We start from the raw sequence: 16,726 nt of genomic DNA, 5'->3' as shown, positions 1-16,726 counted from the left end.
AACGGGACGAAACGGGCGGCGTGCGGGGTGGCCGCGTCGCGTTATCAAGACTTGATCGGCCGCTGGTCGACAACTTGTCGCGCCGGTACGCAAGATGTGCCGCGTGCCGAGACCCCCCGCCCCGCGAAGCCGCCGTGCTCTTGCCCTGACCGCCTCGGTGGCGGTGCTGTCCTTCGCGCTGTGCTCCTGCGCTTCGAAGAGCGGGCCGGACGGCGGCGGATCCGCGGCCCCGGCGGGCGGCGACGCCCCCCGGATGACCCAGCAGGCGCTGAACCCGAAGCCGCGCGCGGAACTGCGGCAGGGCGGCACCCTGAACTGGGCGATCGACCAGTACTCCGCCCAGTGGAACCCGGTCCAGGCGGACGGTTCCGCGGTCTCCACCAACGATGTGGCCAAGGCGCTGTTGCCGACCTTCTGGCGTTCCGACGCGGGCGGCATGCAGACCCCCAACCCGGCCTACCTGACCGACGTGAAGAGCGAACTGCGGCAGGGCAAGCAGACCGTGGTGTGGACGCTCAACCCGAAGGCCCACTGGTCCGACGGCACCCCGATCACCTGGCGCGACCTGCAGGCCGAGTGGCAGGCGCTGAACGGCCAGGACCCGGCGTACCGGACCGCCTCCAGCAATGGCTTCGACCAGGTGGAGAGCGTGGTGCGCGGCCAGGACGACCAGCAGGCCGTGATGACTTTCCGGGAGCCGTACTCGGAGTGGCAGGCGATGTTCAACAACGCCGGCAACGCCCCGCTGCTGCCCGCGAAGTACATCGCCACCCCGGAGCTGTTCAACACCTCCTTCAAGGGCCGCTTCCCGGTCACCGCCGGGCCGTTCAAGGTGGAGGCGATGGACCCGGCGGCGCGCACCGTCACCGTGGTCGCCGACCCCGGCTGGTGGGGCGACAAGCCGCTGCTGGACCGGATCGTCTTCAAGGCGGTCGACACCGGGAAGATGCCGAAGGCGTTCGCCGACGGCACGGTCGACTACTACAACAACGGGCCCAACACCGAGGGCTACCGGATCATCGAGTCCACCCCGGGCGCGGAGGCCCGCCGGGCCGGCGGTCCGAACCTGCGGCACCTGGTGCTGAACGGCCGCAGCCCGCTGCTGGCCGACCCGAAGCTCCGTCAGGCGCTGGTCCGGGCGATCGACCGGGCGGAGATCACCCGGACCGACCTGGCCGGCCTGAACTGGCCGTACGTGCCGATGAACAACCACTTCCTGGTGCCGTCCCAGCACGGCTACCAGGACAACTCCGGCGGCCTGAGCCGCTTCGACCCCGACGCCGCGAAGGCGTCCCTCGACTCGCTGGGCTGGAAGCTCGGGCCCTCGGGCGTCCGCACCAAGGACGGCAAGGAGCTGGCGCTGCGGTTCGTGGCGCCGGGCGACAACAACGTGGCCGCCAACGAGAGCGCGCTGGTCACCCGGATGCTGGGACAGGTCGGGGTGAAGGTCACGGTGCAGACCGTGCCGGCCGGCGAGTTCTTCGACGGCTACGTGTACAAGCACGACTTCGACCTGACCGCGTTCGCGCTGATGGGCACCCCCTTCCCGGTCTCCAACTCGATCAGCACCTTCCAGCAGGACTCCGGCTCCAACTGGTCCCAGGTCGGCACCAAGGCGCTCGACCGGGCCATGGCGGACGCCGCCAAGGCCGACAGCGTGGACGACCGGACGACGGCGCTCAACCGGGCCGACGCCGAGGCGTGGGAGGTGGCCGGCCTGGTTCCGCTGTACCAGCGCCCGGCCATTTACGGCGTCCGGAAGAACCTCGCCAACCTCGGCGCGGCCGGGCTCGGCGACCTCGTCTACGAGAACATCGGGCTGCTGAAGTAACGCCCGGGCGGCGAAGTCTCGCCAATGGCGGGAAATAGCCAGGCGGTCGGTGGCGCGGCTGCCGCCCGAATTGGGTGACCCCTACCCATGAATTCGCTCAGGCATGCCCGAAAACGCAGGTGTCCGATTATCGGACACTCAATTGCCGAGCCCAATTCCACCGATTGGCACCAAAACGGACATGGTGTCTACGCGCGTCACGCAATCGACCTGCCGAACTCGCCGTCCAGATAGCGGACCTGACAGTTCGTCGTTACGGACACGTGAACGAGCCTTGATCACGTTTGTCCGGTTTTGACCGTCTCGGTCGGAGGCTGTCAAGAGTTCAGGAACTACAAAGTGGTTGACATTCCAGCACGAAGCAGGAAATGGGCGCCCGACAACTGAGGAACTCTTGACGTTCGATAAACGACTTGCAAGAGTCCATTCATCCAAGTTCTTACTCCTTGCTTCTGCACGGACCACGGTCGGGAGCTTTAGCACCATGACGACGCCTACTGGGGCCACGACGGACGGGGACACCCCCGGGTCCACGTCGGACCTCGCGGACAACGCCTCGGCCGACGCGCCCGCCGAACCCGGCTTCCGCGGCCTCTCTCCCGGGAAGCTGATGTGGCGCCGCTTCCTCCGCGACCGCACCGGCGTGGTGAGCGCCTGTGTGGTGCTGTTCTTCGTCCTGGTGGCGATCTTCGCGCCGCTCATCTCGATGATCTACGGCAACGACCCGCAGACTCACTACGGCCAGGACGACCCGACCCTGCTGACCGACTCCGGCCTTCCGGTGGACCCCAACGGCGGCATGAGCAGTGACTTCTGGTTCGGTCTGGAGCCTGGCCTGGGCCGTGACGTGATGATGCAGCTGGTCTACGGCATCCGTACCTCGCTGATCATCGCCGTCGCCACCTCGGTGCTGACCACCGTGATCGGTGTCGCGCTCGGCATCGCGGCCGGCTACCTGGGCGGAAAGGCCGACTTCTTCATCGGCCGCGTCATCGACGTGCTCATGTCTTTCCCGTCGCAGATCTTCCTGATCGCCACCATGCCGGTGGTCACCAGCCTGCTGGTGAGCAAGGACGAGAAGACCCCGGAGTGGCTGCCGTTCGTCGCGGTGACCATCGTGCTCTCGCTGCTCGGCTGGATGGGCCTGGCCCGCATCCTGCGCGGTACCGCGCTGGCGCTGCGCGAACGGGAGTTCATCGAGGCCGCCAAGGTCACCGGTGCCTCTCCGATGCGGATCATCTTCAAGGAGATCCTGCCCAACCTGTGGACCCCGATCCTGGTTCAGGCCACCCTCGCGCTCCCGGCGTTCGTCACCGCCGAAGCCGGCCTGTCCTACCTCGGTGTGGGTGTCAGTGAGCCCGTCCCCGACTGGGGCCGGATGATCGCCGACGCCGCGAACTACCTGCGAACCGACGTCACCTTCCTGCTCTTCCCGGGTCTGGCCATGGTGATCTTCGTTCTCGCCTTCAACCTGCTTGGCGACTCCGTCCGGGACGCCTTCGACCCGAAGGCCAACCGCTAGCAGGCCCTCAAGACTCCGGGGGGATGGGAAAGCCAGGCCCCGGGCACCCCACTGCACATAGTCACTACACCTACCCCAGGCAGGATGAAGATGAGTTCTCGCAAGTCGCGGCTCGTTGCCGCCATCATGGTCGCCGGGGCCCTGACCGTCACCACGGCGTGCTCCAGTGGCCACTCCAACAAGGACGCGAAGCCGGGTGCCTCGAAGGAGCCGGTCGCCGCCACCTCGATCTCGGTCGGTACCGCCGAGGACTCGAAGGGTCCGGCCATCCCCGAGCCCAACGCGAAGAAGGGCGGCACGGTCAACATGATCGACCGCGACGACTTCTCGCACCTGGACCCGGCCATGGTCTACATGAACTACAACGCCGAGGCCTCGCTGCTGTTCACCCGTCAGCTGACGGGCTACAAGACCGCCGCGGACGGCTCGCAGAAGCTCGTCGGCGACCTGGCCACCGACACCGGCACCACCACCGACGGTGGCAAGACCTGGAAGTTCACGCTGAAGGACGGCGTGAAGTGGCAGGACGGCTCGCCGATCACCTCGGCCGACATCAAGTACTCGATCGAGCGCACCTACGCCTCGTTCATCAAGGGTGGCCCGACCTACATCCAGACCTGGATCTCGGGTGACAAGTACCGCGAGGCCTACGCCGGTCCGTACGACGGCAAGGGTCTGGACGCGATCACCACCCCGGATGAGAAGACCGTCATCATCCAGTTCCAGGACATCCACCCGGATGCCAACTTCACCCTGGCCATGACCGGCTACGGCGTGGTGTCGAAGGCCCACGACACCAAGGAGGAGTACGACAAGAAGCCGTTCTCCTCGGGCCCGTACCAGATCACCGAGCACGTCACCGACCGCTCGCTGGACCTGGACCGCAACCCGAACTGGGACGCCGCCACCGACCCGATCCGGAACGCGTACCCGGACAAGTGGCACATGACCTTCGGTGTCCAGGCCCTGCAGTCCACCGAGCGCTTCATGGCGGACAACGGCGACGACAAGAACACCTTCTCGTTCCACAACACGGTCCACCCGACCTACGTGGACAAGGTCAAGAGCGACGAGAAGCTGAAGTCCCGCACGCTCGAGGGTCTGACCCCGTACGTGGACTACTACTACATCAACAACAGCCGCATCAAGGACCAGAAGGTCCGCGAGGCCCTGGTCAAGGCGTTCCCGCACCAGCAGACCCGCCAGCTGCAGGGCGGCACCTCCTACGGTGACTACGCCACCTCGTACATGAGCCCGACCGTCCTCGGCTACGAGTCGTACGACCCGTTCGGCATCAACAAGAAGCCGCAGGGCGACATCGAGGCGGCCAAGAAGCTGCTCGCCGACGCGAACGCCAAGGACACCACCATCGTCTACGCGTTCAACAACACCCCGCTGCAGCAGAAGGTCACCGAGGCCATCCGCACCAACCTCGAGGCCGCCGGCTTCAAGTTCGTGCCGAAGCCGCTGGACTCGAAGACCTACTACGACGCGATCCAGGTCGTCAACAACGACTTCGACCTGTACTGGGGTGGCTGGGGCGCCGACTGGCCGACCGGTTACACCTCGCTGCAGCCGGTGTGGGACGGCCGTGCGATCGCCGACGGTGGTCAGAACTACGCCCACGTGAACGACCCGGAGATCAACGCCGCCATGGACGAGGCGGTCAAGATCGCCGACCCGGTCGCCCAGGGCAAGGCGTGGGCCGCGATCGACAAGAAGCTGCAGGACAAGGCGTACTCGATCCCGGACGTGTACCAGCGTTCGCTGAGCCTGTACGGCTCGGGCCTCGGTGGCGTCAAGTTCGACACCCTGGCCGGCCTGCAGTCGCCGCTCAACATCTACGTCAAGTAGTAGTCATCACCGAGCAGTAGCTCACGGTGGGGCACCGGCACGACCTGCCGGTGCCCCTCCCCGATCAGGAGAGCCCGTCCGATGCTCCGATTCCTCGTCCGCCGATCACTCGGCGCTCTCGTTATTCTGGTGATCGTTTCGATGGTCACCTATGCGCTGTTCTTCGCGATCCCGGCGGACCCGGCGCGGCTCTACTGCGGCAAGATCTGCACGCCCGAGAACCTCGCCCTGATCAGGCACGACATGGGCTTCGACAAGTCCTTGCCGGTCCAGTACTGGGACTGGCTGAGCGCCATCTTCACCGGTGGCACCTACAACAACGTGGCCTGTTCCGCCCCGTGCTTCGGTTACTCCTTCGACAAGAAGGAACTGGTCGGCAGCATCCTGATGGACCGCTTCCCGACCACCCTGTCGCTGACCGTCGGCTCCGCCGTGGTCTTCCTGGTCTTCGGCATCGGCACCGGCATGCTGGCCGCCCACAAGCAGGGCAAGGCCGTTGACAAGATCGCCAGCGCCGCCTCGCTGATCGTCTCCTCGATGCAGATCTACGTGGCCGGTCCGCTCGCCCTGATCCTCCTGGTCTACAGCACCGACCTGATGGACCAGCCCACCTACGTGCCGTTCACCCAGGACCCGCTCGGCTGGTTCACCGGCCTGCTGGTCCCGTGGATCGTCCTGTCGCTGATCTGGACCGCCAACTACACCCGTATGACCCGCTCCTCGATGGTCGAGCAGCTGTCCGAGGACTTCGTGCGTACGGCCCGTGCCAAGGGCATGTCCGGTACCGCGGTCTTCATGCGCTACGCCTGGCGCGGCGCGATGGGCACCATCGTCACCGTCTTCGGCATCGACCTCGGCGTCCTGCTCGGCGGCGCGATCATCACCGAGACCACCTTCGGCCTGCACGGCCTGGGTGAGCTGGCGATCCACTCCTTCAACGACTCCGACCTCTCGCTGCTGGTCGGCGTCACCGTGGTGGCCGCCACGCTGATCGTGTTCTTCAACATCATCGTCGACGCCGCCTACGCCCTGATCGACCCGCGCATCCGCCTGGCCTGACCGGCCGCACCCCAGGCCGACCCAGCAGTCCCGACCTCACGTACCGCACCGAGGAGCCCAGTCCATGACCACCCAGGCCAAGCCCGAGGAGGCCTCGTCCGCCGGCAGCGGCGGCGACAAGCCCTTCCTCTCAGTCCGCGACCTCTCGGTCCGTTTCAGCACCGAGGACGGCGTGGTCCGGGCCGTGGACAACCTCTCCTTCGACGTGTCCCCGGGCAGCACGCTCGGCATCGTCGGTGAGTCCGGCTCCGGCAAGTCGGTGACCAACCTGGCCGTGCTGGGCCTGCACAACCCGGACCGGACCCAGATCACCGGCTCGATCAAGCTGGACGGGCAGGAACTGGTCGGCGCGTCCAACCGCGAGCTGGAGAAGCTCCGCGGCAAGACCATGTCGATGATCTTCCAGGACCCGCTGACCGCGCTGTCGCCGTACCACACCATCGGCAAGCAGATCGGCGAGACCTTCCGCAAGCACACCGGTGCCTCCAAGAAGGAGGCCCGGGACCGGGCCATCGAGATGCTGACCCGGGTCGGCATCCCGCAGCCCACCACCCGGGTCGACGACTACCCGCACCAGTTCTCCGGCGGTATGCGCCAGCGCGCGATGATCGCCATGTCGCTGGTCTGCGACCCCAAGCTGGTGATCGCCGACGAGCCGACCACCGCGCTGGACGTCACCGTCCAGGCCCAGATCCTCGACCTGCTGAAGGACCTTCAGCAGGAGATGGGCACCGCGATCATCCTGATCACCCACGACCTGGGCGTGGTGGCGCGCACCGCCCAGAACATCATGGTGATGTACGCGGGCCGGGCGGTGGAGCGCGGCACCGTCCGCGAGGTCCTGAAGGCCCCGCAGCACCCGTACACCTGGGGCCTGCTGTCCTCGATGCCGAGCCTGACCGGCGACGTGAACGTGCCGCTGCGGCCGGTCCGCGGCACCCCGCCGAGCCTGATCAACCTGCCGACCGGCTGCCCGTTCAACCCTCGCTGCGACTACCAGGAGCAGGTGATCGGCGGCGGCTGCACCTCGGAGCGTCCGCCGCTCGCCCCCGCCACCGGGCACGCCGCTGCCTGCCACCTGAGCGCGGCGAAGCGGCAGGACATCTTCATCGACCAGATCAAGCCGCGGCTCGGCTGAGAGGGACATCATGAGCAACGAACTGACCCTCGAACAGCCGGGCGGCGCTGCCACCACCTCCGGTGACCCGCTGCTGTCCATCAAGGGCCTGCAGAAGCACTTCCCGGTGATGGACGGCTTCCTGTTCAAGCGCCAGGTCGGCGCGGTGCACGCGGTGGACGGCGTGGACCTGGACGTCTTCGCCGGCGAGTCGGTCGGCCTGGTCGGCGAGTCCGGCTGCGGCAAGTCGACCACCGGCCGCCTGGTGACCCGCCTGCTGGAGCCGACCGCCGGCGAGATCCGCTACAACGGCAAGGACATCACGCACGCCACCCGCAAGGAGCTGGCGCCGATCCGGTCCGAGATCCAGATGATCTTCCAGGACCCGTACTCCTCGCTGAACCCGCGGCACACCGTCGGCTCGATCATCAGCGCGCCGATGGAGATCAACGGGATCAACCCCAAGGGCGGCATCCAGCGCCGGGTGCAGGAGCTGCTGGAGACCGTCGGTCTCAACCCGGAGCACTACAACCGCTTCCCGCACGAGTTCTCCGGCGGTCAGCGCCAGCGCATCGGCGTGGCCCGCGCGCTGTCGCTGAACCCGAAGCTGATCGTCGCGGACGAGCCGGTCTCGGCGCTCGACGTCTCCATCCAGGCGCAGGTCGTCAACCTGCTCCAGGAGCTGCAGCGCGAGCTGGGCATCGCCTTCCTGTTCATCGCCCACGACCTGTCGGTGGTGCGCCACTTCTCGCAGCGCGTCGCGGTGATGTACCTCGGCAAGATCGTCGAGATCGCCGACCGCAAGTCGCTGTACGAGTCGCCCCGCCACCCGTACACCCACGCGCTGCTGTCCGCCGTGCCGGAGGCCGACCCGGACGACAACCGCGAGCGGATCCGGCTGACCGGTGACGTCCCGTCGCCGCTCAACCCGCCGTCGGGCTGCCGCTTCCGCACCCGGTGCTGGAAGGCGCAGGAGAAGTGCTCGGTCGAGGAGCCGCCGCTGATCCAGCTGTCCGGCAACCGCGACGGCCACCTGACGGCCTGCCACTTCCCCGAGGACGGCACGACCGCCGCCGTTCCGGACCAGCGCGCCAAGGTCTGATCCCGCGTCATGCCCGAAGAGGGCCCCCACCGCTCGGTGGGGGCCCTCTTCGCGTCAGACGTTCTCGCGTTCGGCGGCGAAGTGGCAGGCCGAGTCGTGCCGGGCCCGGCCCTCCAGCCAGTCCCGGACGGTCAGCGCCGGATCCTCCCGCTCGCACTTCTCCTGGGCCTTCCAGCACCGGGTCCGGAACCGGCACCCGGACGGCGGCTTCGCCGGGGAGGGCACGTCACCGGTCAGCACGATCCGGTCCCGGGACTCCCGCGCGGTCGGGTCGGGCACCGGCACGGCCGACAGCAGCGCCTGGGTGTAGGGGTGGGTGGCGTGGTCGTAGATCTCCAGGTCGGTGCCGATCTCCACCATCCGCCCCAGGTACATCACGCCGACCCGGTCGGAGATGTGCCGGACGATCGACAGGTCGTGCGCGATGAACATGTAGGACAGCTCGAACTCGCTCTGGAGCTGCTCCAGCAGGTTGATCACCTGGGCCTGCACCGACACGTCCAGCGCCGACACCGGCTCGTCACAGATGATGATCTCCGGCTTCAGCGCCAGACCCCGCGCGATGCCGATGCGCTGACGCTGGCCGCCGGAGAACTGGTGCGGATACCGGTTGATGTACTCCGGGTTCAGACCCACCACATCGAGCAGATCCTGAACCGCCTTGCGGCGATCGCCCTTCGGCGCCACCTCCGGGTGGATCTCGAACGGCTCCCCGATGATGTCGCCGACCGTCATACGCGGGTTCAGCGAGGTGTACGGGTCCTGAAACACCATCTGAATGTTGCGCCGCACCGCTTTCAGCGCGGCGCCCGACAGGTGCGAGATCTCCTCGCCCTTGTACTTCACCGACCCACCGGAGGCGGGCTCCAGGTTCATCAGCACCTTGGCCAGGGTGGACTTGCCGCAGCCGGACTCGCCGACGATGCCGAGCGTCTCGCCCTGCATCAGGTCGAAGGACACCCCGTCGACGGCCTTGACCGCGCCGACCTGCTTCTTGAACAGCACGCCCTGGGTGAGCGGGAAGTGCTTGACCAGGTTCCGCACCTCCAGGATGGGCTCGCCGCGCCGCACCTCCTGGGCGAACGCGAGCTCCTCGGGGGTGGTCGCCCCGAGCGGCGTGGCGCCGTCAGCTGTCATGGAGGGTCTCCTTCCAGAAGAAGCACGCGCTGCCCCGCCCGGCCAGCGGTGTCCCGTCGTCCTCGGTCACCTGCGCCAGCGGTGGCACCTCGTGCCGGCACACCTCCTGCGCCCGCGGGCAGCGCGGGTTGAACGCGCAGCCGGCCGGGATCCGCAGCAGGTTGGGCGGCAGGCCCTTGATCGCGTAGAGCTCCTGGCCCTTCTGGTCGAGGCGCGGGATGGAGTCCAGCAGGCCGCGGGTGTAGGGGTGGGCGGGCCGCGCGTACAGCTCGTGCACGGGGGCGGTCTCGACGATCCGGCCGGCGTACATGACGGCGATCTTGTCCGCGACGTCGGCCACCACGCCGAGGTCGTGGGTGATCAGGATCAGACCCATGTGGTACTCGGCCTGAAGCTCCGCCAGCAGGTCCATCACCTGCGCCTGGACGGTCACGTCCAGCGCCGTGGTCGGCTCGTCCGCGATGATCAGATCCGGCTCCAGAGCCAGCGCCATCGCGATCATGATGCGCTGCCGCATACCGCCGGAGAACTGGTGCGGATAGTCGTTCACCCGCTGCGCCGCGGCCGGGATACGCACCCGGTCCATCAGCTCCACGGCCTTGGCCTTGGCCTCCTTGCGGTTGCTGCCGCGGTGCGCCCGGTACATCTCGCCGAGCTGGTAGCCGACCGGGAGCACCGGGTTCAGCGAGGACAGCGCGTCCTGGAAGATCATCGCGATCTTCTGCCCGCGGATCCTGCGCCGCTCGTCCTTGGACATGGTCAGCATGTCCCGGCCGCGGAACAGGATCTCCCCCTTGGGGATACTGGCCGGCGGCATGTCGAGGATGCCCATCAGGGCCTGCGCGGTGACGGACTTTCCGGAGCCGGACTCGCCCAGCACCGCGAGCGTCTCGCCCGCGCCGACGCTGTAGTTGACGCCGTTGACGGCCCGGACGACACCGTCCCGGGTCTTGAACTCGACGTGCAGGTCCTTCACGTCCAGCAGCGGGCCGGTGTACGGCTCCTCGCGGGCCGGGCGGGCCCGGTCGGCGGCGGTGGTCATGTGCCTCTCCCCTCGCTCAGCGCAGCTTCGGATCGAGGGCGTCGCGCACCGCGTCGCCCAGCATGATGAAGGCCAGCACGGTGACGGACAGCGCCGCGGCCGGGAAGAACAGCACGTACGGCGCCTGCCGGATCACCTTCTGCGCGGAGGAGATGTCCACGCCCCAGGAGATGGTCGGGGGCTGCAGGCCGATGCCGAGGAAGCTCAGCGTGGCCTCCGCGGTGATGTAGCCGCCCAGCGCGATGGTGGCGACCACGATCACCGGGGCGATCGCGTTCGGCAGGATGTGCCGGAACATCAGCCGCCCCGTCCCGGCGCCCAGCGCCCGCCCGGCCACCACGTAGTCCGACTGTTTGACGGTGATCACCGACCCGCGCATCACGCGGGCCAGCTGGGTCCAGCCGAGGAAGGACAGCGCGATCACCACGGACCAGACGGTGCGGACGCTGAAGGCGTTCAGCAGTACCAGGGCGCCGAGCAGCAGCGGGATGCCGAAGAAGATGTCGGTGACCCGGGACAGCACCGCGTCGACCGTGCCGCCGAAGTACCCGGCGACCATCCCGGTCAGGCCGCCCACCAGGGTCACCGCCAGGGTGACGCAGATGCCGACCGTGATCGAGGCCCGCGCCCCATAGATCACCCGGGCGTAGATCGAGCGGCCCAGGCCGTCGTAGCCGAACCAGCCGGCCCCGAAGAAGTCCGTCCAGTCCGGTCGGCGCAGGTAGTTGTGGAGCAGGTCGGCGGCCCGCGGGTCGGTGCTGGTGAACAGCCCCGGGAAGATGGCGATCAGGATCAGCAGCAGGATCAGCAACGCCGAAATGATGAAGATCGGCCGCCGCCGCAGGTCCCGCCAGGCGTCGCCCCAGAGGCTGCGGGCCTGCTCCCGCTTGCCCGCGTCCCGCTCGATCAGGGTGTCCTGCTCCACCGCCATGCCTTGCTGCCCCACGTAGTCCAGGTGATCGCTGTCGGTGGGCTGGATGTTCCGCAGCGGGTCGTGGTCGTCGGGGATGTCCTCGTTCCGGTCAGGCATAGCGGATCCTCGGGTCCAGGACGGCGTACAGCAGGTCGACGACCAGGCTGGCGACCAGGTACACCATCACCAGCACGGTGACGATGCCGACCACCGTCGGGCCTTCCTTCTGGTTGATCGCCTTGTAGAGGACGTTGCCGACCCCGGAGATGTTGAAGATGCCCTCGGTGACGATCGCGCCGCCCATCAGCGCGCCCAAGTCGGTGCCCAGGAAGGTCACCACCGGGATCAGCGAGTTGCGCAGCAGGTGCCGCCCGACGATGGTCCGCCGCGGCAGGCCCTTGGCCACCGCGGTGCGCATGTAGTCGGCGCGCAGGTTCTCGCCGATCGAGGTGCGGGTGAGCCGGGCCACGTACGCCAGCGACAGGGACGCCAGCACCAGGCCCGGCAGGATCAACTGGGTGATGTCCGTCGAATCCTGGACCGTCGCCGTCACCCAGCCGAGATTGATCGCGAACACCGTCTGGGCGACGTAGCCGAGCACGAACACCGGGATCGAGATGACGACCAGGGTCAACACCAACACCAGGGTGTCCGAAAAGCTGCCCCGCTTCAGGCCGGCGAGCAGGCCCAGTGGCAGGCCGACCACGATCTCGAAGAAGAACGCCACCAGGGCGAGCCGGATGGTGACCGGGAAGGCGTCCCTCATGATCTCCGACACCGGGCGGCCGGTGAAGCTGGTGCCGAAGTCCAGGTGGAAGACGTTGTTCATGTAGTGCAGGTACTGCTTCCACAGCGGCTGGTCGAGGTAGTACTTGTGCTTCAGGCTGGCCACGGTCGCCGGGTCGGCCGCCTTTTCGCCGAACATCGCCGCGATCGGGTCACCCGGCAGCGTGTACACCATCAGGAAGATCAGCAGCGTGGCCCCGAAGAACACCGGGATCATCTGGATCACGCGCCGTACGACGTAGTGGCCCATGGGGGGCTCTCCCTCCGAAGAGTGACTGACGTACTGCCGGAGCCCCGCCCTCCGTGCGGGAAGGACGGGGGCAGGCGTCGGACGGGATCAGCCCTTGACCTCGACCTGGGTCCAGGCCGGGTTGCCGAAGGAGTCGAACGTCACGTTCTGCACCTTGGTCGAGTAGCCGGAGTTGGTCCGGTAGTACCAGAGCGGGATGGCCGGCATGTCGATCGCCAGCTGCGCCTCGGCCTGCTGGTAGCCGGTCGCGGTGTCCTGGATCGAGGAGGCCCGGTCGGCCTGGTTGGCGAGCTTGTCGAACTCCGGGCTGGAGTAGCCGGTGTCGTTGGAAGCCGCGCCGGTGCGGTACACGTCCGCCAGGAAGTTCGCGTTCAGCGGGTAGTCCTGCACCCAGCCGGTGCGGAACATGCCGTCGATCTGGTGGCCGGTGATCGCCGCGCGGGCGGTCTTGAAGTCGGTCTTCGGGTCGCCGGCGCAGTTCACCCCGGTCGCCTGGCGGATCGAGTTGCAGACCGCGTCCACCCACTCCTTGTGGCCGCCGTCCGCGTTGTAGGTGACCTTGACGGAGTTCCCGGGGACGCCGCCGCCCTGCTGGATCAGCTGCTTCGCCTTGTCCGGGTTGTACGTGCAGAAGTCCCCGCAGGTCCCCGCCTTGTAGCCCTCGACACCCTCGGCGACCCAGGCGGAGGCCGGCGCCCGGGAGCCCTGCAGCACCGTCTTGGTGATGGTGTCCCGGTCGATCGCCATCGACAGGCCCTGCCGGACCAGGTTCTTGTTCGCCCCCTGCCAGTCGGCCTGGTAAAGGGTGAAGCCGACGTTCTGGATCCCACCCTGCGGGGCGTCGATCGCCCGACTCCCCAGGTCACCCTTGTAGTTCGCCAGCGCCGACGGCGGCACCTGGTCCATCACGTCCAGGTTGTTCGACTGGAGGTCCGCGTAGGCCGCCTCGGAGCTGGTGTACATCTTGAACACCACGCCGCCGTTCTTCGGCTTGTCCACGCCCTGGTAGTTGGCGAAGGTCTTGGTGACCACCTGCGAGTTGTGGTCCCAGCTCACGAACTCGTACGGCCCGTTGCCCACCGGCTTCTGCCCGTAACCCGCCGGGTCCTTGAAGAACCCCTCCGGGAGCGGCGAAAAGGCCACGTACCCCAGCTTGTACGGGAAGTACGAGACCTTGTTGCTCAGCTTGATCGTGAAGTGCGTGTCGTCCTGAACGGTCAGCCCCGACATGGTGTCCGTGGTCGGCGTGCCGCTGGCCGGGTGGACATCGTTGTAGCCCTGGATGTCGGAGAACCAGGAGCTGTTGATCTGGTTGTTCTTGGTGTTCGCCGCCCAGTTCCAGGCATCCACAAAGCTCTTCGCCGTCACCGGCGTCCCGTCGTGGAAGGTCCAGCCCGACTTCAGCGTCACGTTGTACGTCTGCGCGTCATTGGTGTTGATCGAGTCCGCAACCTGCATCCGCAGCTTGCCGTTGGACGGGTCGTAGTCCGCCAGGCCCTTGAACAGGTTCTGCACGATGCGCCCGCCACCCACCTCATTGGCGTTGGCCGGCTGCAACGGATTCTGCGGCTCACTGCTCTGATAGGTGAACGTCTTGGTCGCGTCCGACGAACCGCTACCCGAACTGCCGCCACCACCACAACCCGTGGCCATCAGGGCCACTGACGTCGCACTGACCACGGCCCAGCGCACACGGGTGCCTGCAGGCATGGAGCTTCCTCCTCAAGGGTGGATGACGCATCTCACCTCATGAGAATCGCCGCCAAGCGGTCACGCGACCGCAACGCAGCCGGACGAGCGAGGAGCGCAACGGCAGGTGGGCGCGAAAACAGGGGCGCGGGGAAACTCGCGCGGGCGGATGGGCGCGAAAACAGGGGCGCGGGGAACTGCGCGAAGCGGAAGGCACTCACCAGCAAGATCGCGACGCAGGACAATGACCTGCACTTGCTCGCGACCTTGCCGGCGTTCACTCCTTGCTCGCGCAGTTCCCCGCGCCCCTGTCGGTGCACGTCCTATCGGTGCACGTCCTGCCGTTGCGTCAGGCCGCGCCGGCGACCTCGCGTTCGGCCGCGAAGTGGCAGGCCGACTCGTGCCTGGCCTCGCCTGTCAGCAGCTCCGGGACGGCCAGCAGCGGCAGCTCCGTCGAGCAGCGTTCCTCCGCCTTCCAGCAGCGGGTGCGGAAGCGGCAGCCGGAGGGCGGGTTCGCCGGGGAGGGGATGTCGCCGGTGAGGATGATCCGCTCGCGGCTCTCGCGGCCGGTCGGGTCGGGCACCGGGACGGCGGACAGCAGCGCCTGGGTGTAGGGGTGGGTGGCGTGCTCGTAGATCTCGGCGTCGGTGCCGATCTCCACCATCCGCCCCAGGTACATCACGCCGACCCGGTCGGAGATGTGCCGGACGATCGACAGGTCGTGCGCGATGAACATGTAGGACAGCTCGAACTCGCTCTGGAGCTGCTCCAGCAGGTTGATCACCTGGGCCTGCACCGACACGTCCAGCGCCGACACCGGCTCGTCACAGATGATGATCTCCGGCTTCAGCGCCAGACCCCGCGCGATGCCGATGCGCTGACGCTGGCCGCCGGAGAACTGGTGCGGATACCGGTTGATGTACTCCGGGTTCAGACCCACCACATCGAGCAGATCCTGAACCGCCTTGCGCCGGTCGCCCTTCGGCGCCACCTCCGGGTGGATCTCGAACGGCTCCCCGATGATGTCGCCGACCGTCATACGCGGGTTCAGCGAGGTGTACGGGTCCTGAAACACCATCTGGATATTGCGCCGCACGGCCTTGAGCGCGGCGCCCGACAGCCGGGAGATGTCCTCGCCCTTGTAGAGGACCTGGCCGGCGGTCGCCCGCTCCAGGTTCATCAGGACCTTGGCGAGGGTGGACTTGCCGCAGCCGGACTCGCCGACGATGCCGAGCGTCTCGCCCTTGTCGAGGGTGAAGGAGACGCCGTCGACGGCCTTGACCGCGCCGACCTGCTTCTTGAAGAGGACGCCCTGGGTGAGCGGGTAGTGCTTGACCAGGTCGCGGACCTCCAGGATGGGCTCAGCCATGGAGGGTCTCCTTCCAGAGGTGGCAGGCGCTCTTGCGGCCGGCGAGTTCGGCCCCGTCCCGGTCGGTGACCTGGTGCAGGGCGGGGATCTCGGTGCGGCAGCGGTCGGTGACCACGTCGCAGCGCGGGTTGAAGGCGCAGCCGGCCGGGACCTTGTAGAGGTTGGGCGGCAGGCCCTTGATCGCGTAGAGCTCCTCGCCCTTCTGGTCGAGGCGCGGGATCGACCGGAGCAGGCCGCGGGTGTAGGGGTGGGCGGGCCGCGCGTACAGCTCGTGCACGGGGGCGGTCTCGACGATCCGGCCGGCGTACATGACGGCGATCTTGTCCGCGACGTCGGCCACCACGCCGAGGTCGTGGGTGATCAGGATCAGACCCATGTGGTACTCGGCCTGAAGCTCCGCCAGCAGGTCCATCACCTGCGCCTGGACGGTCACGTCCAGCGCCGTGGTCGGCTCGTCCGCGATGATCAGGTCCGGCTCCAGGGCCAGCGCCATCGCGATCATGATGCGCTGCCGCATACCGCCGGAGAACTGGTGCGGATAGTCGTTCACCCGCTGCGCCGCGGCCGGGATGCGCACCCGGTCCATCAGCTCGATGGCCTTGGCCTTGGCCTCCTTGCGGGAGGCGCCCTCGTGCACGCGGAACATCTCGCCGAGCTGGTAGCCGACGGAGAGCACCGGGTTCAGCGAGGACAGCGCGTCCTGGAAGATCATCGCGATCTTGCGGCCGCGGATCTTCCGGCGCTCCTCGTTCGACATCTTGAGCATGTCCTGGCCGCGGAACATGATCTCGCCGGCGGTGATCCGGCCGGGCGGCATGTCGAGGATGCCCATGATGGTCTGCGCGGTGACGGACTTGCCGGAGCCGGACTCGCCGAGCACGGCCAGGGTCTCGCCGGCGGCGACCGAGTAGTTGACGCCGTTGACGGCCTTGGCGACGCCGTCGCGGGTCTTGAACTCGACGTGCAGGTCGCGGACTTCGAGCAGCGGGGTGCCGGGGACCAGGCGGTCCTTCGCGGCGGTGGTCTTCTCGGGTGCGGTGGTCATGATGCGGGCC

General features: G+C 67.7%; 13 protein-coding genes. 6 read left to right on the top strand and 7 right to left on the bottom strand.

Annotation, left to right across the window (positions count from 1 at the left end):
• The first annotated feature begins 103 nt into the window (after positions 1-103).
• The 6 genes from ACFV18_RS27820 (at position 104) to ACFV18_RS27795 (ending at position 8,485) form a co-directional block, all read left to right on the top strand.
• The gene (locus tag ACFV18_RS27820) at positions 104-1,831 is read left to right on the top strand and encodes an ABC transporter family substrate-binding protein (RefSeq protein ID WP_380487801.1); all 1,728 of its coding nucleotides are present in this window, start codon (positions 104-106) and stop codon (positions 1,829-1,831) included.
• 484 nt (positions 1,832-2,315) lie between these two features.
• Positions 2,316-3,353 (top strand): ABC transporter permease, encoded by a 1,038-nt coding sequence (locus ACFV18_RS27815; RefSeq protein ID WP_380487799.1) that lies wholly within the window; start codon positions 2,316-2,318, stop codon positions 3,351-3,353.
• 90 nt (positions 3,354-3,443) lie between these two features.
• A complete protein-coding gene (locus ACFV18_RS27810) occupies positions 3,444-5,207 on the top strand; it encodes an ABC transporter substrate-binding protein (protein ID WP_380487797.1) in 1,764 nt (587 codons plus the stop codon).
• Between the two features lie 81 nt (positions 5,208-5,288).
• Positions 5,289-6,266: an ABC transporter permease gene (locus ACFV18_RS27805; protein WP_380487795.1), complete on the top strand. Its 978-nt coding sequence runs from the start codon at positions 5,289-5,291 to the stop codon at positions 6,264-6,266.
• Between the two features lie 64 nt (positions 6,267-6,330).
• Positions 6,331-7,404 carry an ABC transporter ATP-binding protein gene (locus tag ACFV18_RS27800; RefSeq protein ID WP_380487793.1) on the top strand — a complete coding sequence of 358 codons (1,074 nt, stop codon included), beginning with the start codon at positions 6,331-6,333 and terminating at the stop codon, positions 7,402-7,404.
• A 10-nt stretch (positions 7,405-7,414) separates the two neighbouring features.
• Positions 7,415-8,485 carry an ABC transporter ATP-binding protein gene (locus tag ACFV18_RS27795; protein WP_380487791.1) on the top strand — a complete coding sequence of 357 codons (1,071 nt, stop codon included), beginning with the start codon at positions 7,415-7,417 and terminating at the stop codon, positions 8,483-8,485.
• Between the two features lie 54 nt (positions 8,486-8,539).
• Here the strand turns inward: ACFV18_RS27795 and ACFV18_RS27790 are convergent, their stop codons facing one another.
• The 7 genes from ACFV18_RS27790 to ACFV18_RS27760 all read right to left on the bottom strand — a co-directional run bounded on the left by ACFV18_RS27790 (position 8,540) and on the right by ACFV18_RS27760 (position 16,716).
• Positions 8,540-9,622: an ABC transporter ATP-binding protein gene (locus ACFV18_RS27790; protein WP_380487789.1), complete on the bottom strand. Its 1,083-nt coding sequence runs from the start codon at positions 9,620-9,622 to the stop codon at positions 8,540-8,542.
• Positions 9,612-10,664: an ABC transporter ATP-binding protein gene (locus ACFV18_RS27785; protein ID WP_380487787.1), complete on the bottom strand. Its 1,053-nt coding sequence runs from the start codon at positions 10,662-10,664 to the stop codon at positions 9,612-9,614. Before ACFV18_RS27785 ends, ACFV18_RS27790 begins: the two co-directional genes overlap by 11 nt.
• Before the next feature lie 16 nt (positions 10,665-10,680).
• A complete protein-coding gene (locus ACFV18_RS27780) occupies positions 10,681-11,595 on the bottom strand; it encodes an ABC transporter permease (RefSeq protein ID WP_380487825.1) in 915 nt (304 codons plus the stop codon).
• 91 nt (positions 11,596-11,686) lie between these two features.
• The gene (locus ACFV18_RS27775; RefSeq protein WP_380487785.1) at positions 11,687-12,613 is read right to left on the bottom strand and encodes an ABC transporter permease; all 927 of its coding nucleotides are present in this window, start codon (positions 12,611-12,613) and stop codon (positions 11,687-11,689) included.
• An 87-nt stretch (positions 12,614-12,700) separates the two neighbouring features.
• Positions 12,701-14,323, bottom strand: coding sequence for an ABC transporter substrate-binding protein (locus ACFV18_RS27770; RefSeq protein WP_380487783.1), 1,623 nt, complete (start codon positions 14,321-14,323; stop codon positions 12,701-12,703).
• A gap of 328 nt (positions 14,324-14,651) precedes the next feature.
• Positions 14,652-15,671, bottom strand: coding sequence for an ABC transporter ATP-binding protein (locus ACFV18_RS27765; RefSeq protein ID WP_380487781.1), 1,020 nt, complete (start codon positions 15,669-15,671; stop codon positions 14,652-14,654).
• Entirely contained in the window at positions 15,664-16,716 is a 1,053-nt protein-coding gene (locus ACFV18_RS27760; protein ID WP_380487779.1) for an ABC transporter ATP-binding protein, read from the bottom strand. The genes ACFV18_RS27765 and ACFV18_RS27760 overlap by 8 nt, the downstream gene beginning before the upstream one ends.
• Positions 16,717-16,726 lie beyond the last annotated feature (10 nt).

It is taken from the genome of Kitasatospora sp. NPDC059673 (assembly GCF_042734215.1).
Taxonomy (GTDB): Bacteria; Actinomycetota; Actinomycetes; order Streptomycetales; family Streptomycetaceae; genus Kitasatospora.
The sequence above is the reverse complement of the archived record's forward strand: the minus strand, read 5'-3'. Positions and strand labels throughout refer to the sequence as shown.

Excerpts from the sequence above, each read along its gene's own strand:
- ACFV18_RS27815 (WP_380487799.1), top strand. The coding sequence starts at position 2,316 with ATGACGACGCCTACTGGGGCCACGACGGACGGGGACACCCCCGGGTCC.
- ACFV18_RS27810 (WP_380487797.1), top strand. The coding sequence starts at position 3,444 with ATGAGTTCTCGCAAGTCGCGGCTCGTTGCCGCCATCATGGTCGCCGGG.
- ACFV18_RS27805 (WP_380487795.1), top strand. The coding sequence starts at position 5,289 with ATGCTCCGATTCCTCGTCCGCCGATCACTCGGCGCTCTCGTTATTCTG.
- ACFV18_RS27800 (WP_380487793.1), top strand. The coding sequence starts at position 6,331 with ATGACCACCCAGGCCAAGCCCGAGGAGGCCTCGTCCGCCGGCAGCGGC.
- ACFV18_RS27795 (WP_380487791.1), top strand. The coding sequence starts at position 7,415 with ATGAGCAACGAACTGACCCTCGAACAGCCGGGCGGCGCTGCCACCACC.
- ACFV18_RS27790 (WP_380487789.1), bottom strand. The coding sequence starts at position 9,622 with ATGACAGCTGACGGCGCCACGCCGCTCGGGGCGACCACCCCCGAGGAG.
- ACFV18_RS27785 (WP_380487787.1), bottom strand. The coding sequence starts at position 10,664 with ATGACCACCGCCGCCGACCGGGCCCGCCCGGCCCGCGAGGAGCCGTAC.
- ACFV18_RS27780 (WP_380487825.1), bottom strand. The coding sequence starts at position 11,595 with ATGGCGGTGGAGCAGGACACCCTGATCGAGCGGGACGCGGGCAAGCGG.
- ACFV18_RS27775 (WP_380487785.1), bottom strand. The coding sequence starts at position 12,613 with ATGGGCCACTACGTCGTACGGCGCGTGATCCAGATGATCCCGGTGTTC.
- ACFV18_RS27770 (WP_380487783.1), bottom strand. The coding sequence starts at position 14,323 with ATGCCTGCAGGCACCCGTGTGCGCTGGGCCGTGGTCAGTGCGACGTCA.
- ACFV18_RS27765 (WP_380487781.1), bottom strand. The coding sequence starts at position 15,671 with ATGGCTGAGCCCATCCTGGAGGTCCGCGACCTGGTCAAGCACTACCCG.
- ACFV18_RS27760 (WP_380487779.1), bottom strand. The coding sequence starts at position 16,716 with ATGACCACCGCACCCGAGAAGACCACCGCCGCGAAGGACCGCCTGGTC.